The sequence below is a fragment of the Mesorhizobium sp. M1A.F.Ca.IN.022.07.1.1 genome, assembly GCF_003997575.1.
Classification (GTDB): Bacteria; Pseudomonadota; Alphaproteobacteria; order Rhizobiales; family Rhizobiaceae; genus Mesorhizobium.
Genome location: NZ_RZST01000607.1, coordinates 1 through 1,543 on the forward strand (window position 1 = coordinate 1; position 1,543 = coordinate 1,543).

Below are 1,543 nucleotides of genomic sequence, written 5' to 3' on the forward strand. Positions count from 1 at the left end.
TCCTTGGCGCGTCAAGGTTCGATTTTGAATGTGCGAGCCCAGTTGGCCGTGGCCTGTGCAAAACTAGCAGGAAAGCGGGGAACATTCGCTTGTCCAGGTGGCGCTAAAGGGCACTTTGTGCCCTTTAGCCGGATGGTTGCTGTCGGCCAATGAAGAAATCGGATTGGGTATCGCTTTGAATTTTCGCAAGGATGAATCGCTGGACGCATTGGCGCGGGCCGGGAACGTGGCGCAATTCGTCGGCTTCTTTCCCACGTCCGGTGGCGCCTTCTCTCAGAGTTACTCGCGAGTCTTCGGCTACGCCCCCAATCACCACTTCACTGACGCCCAAGAGGCGCTTGCCGCGCTGCTGGAGGCGAGTGTGGACGGCTCGATCAATCTGCGCAGCTATGCCCCGGATAGTCCGCGGAGCAAAGAATTTATCTACGGGATCAGTGACGTGCAGGAAGCCCTCGCCGGACTGAAGCGACTTATTTCGTCGGGCTTGTTCGTGATCGCCAATGAGACCATCGATATTAATGATGGCGGGGTTTCCGGCGTGATCCAGGGCGGCATCATGGAGTTCGCTCCTGATGACACTCCGCGGTGCGTGGAGAAGCCCGGGGTGGCCTCCTTACCCGTGCCTTGGGCGCTTGACCTGCTCACGAAGGTCTATGGATTTCGACCTGAGCTCAAGATGCAGAGTCAGGGACGGATTGAGTTTAGCATTCATCCGCGGCCACGCGGATGGAAGAACAGCCACACGCTATGCTGGGAATCGGAGCCCGAAAATACGGTGGCGGCGACGGCCAGCATGAACTGGCCCAACCGTTTCAGCCGACATATCGGTGACAAGGCGTTCGGTTTGCTCATGGCCGAACTTGTAGGCGCAAATGTGCCAGCTACCACTGTCTTCGGGCGGCGCGTTGCCCCGTTCAACTTCGGAAGGCCGACGGGAAGTCACGAGGTTTGGACCCGCACCTGTCCGCATGAGCCAGAGCCCGGAAGGTACACAACCCTGAAGGGCTGGACTGACCCATTCAAGCTTATGTCCGTCGAGGATCCCAACCACAGTGCCATAGCTTCCGTAATCTGTCAGGCCGCGGTGCCTGCGGCCTATTCAGGCGCTGCCATTGTCACGATCGATGGAACGCTGCTTGTGGAAGGCCGTTCCGGTGAGGGCGATGGCTTGATGTTGGGCATCGATCACCCAGAAGATTTGCCGTCTGAGGTCGCCAAGCAGATCGACGCGGTTTACGGCACGCTGTCCCGCTCGCTTGGAGCCGTACGCTTTGAGTGGGTCTATGACGGTCAGACAGTCTGGGTGGTACAGCTCCATCGCGGTGCAACCCAGACATCACAGACCGTTCTGGTGCCGGGAGAGGCAGCCCACTGGCTGACCTTCGAAGCGGCCGAAGGGCTCGAGGCACTGCGGACATTCCTGCATGACATGCCGACCGATGCAGGGGTGAAGATTGAAGGCGAGATCGGACTTACAAGTCATTTGGCCGACCTCGTCCGAAAGGCCAAGCGACCGGCCAGGTTGGCAGTACCAGACTAAAGG

At 59.0% G+C, this 1,543-nt stretch carries 1 protein-coding gene; it reads left to right on the top strand.

The window, feature by feature from the left end:
- The first annotated feature begins 136 nt into the window (after positions 1 to 136).
- The gene (locus tag EOA75_RS32700; protein WP_245466827.1) at positions 137 to 1,540 is read left to right on the top strand and encodes a hypothetical protein; all 1,404 of its coding nucleotides are present in this window, start codon (positions 137 to 139) and stop codon (positions 1,538 to 1,540) included.
- Positions 1,541 to 1,543 lie beyond the last annotated feature (3 nt).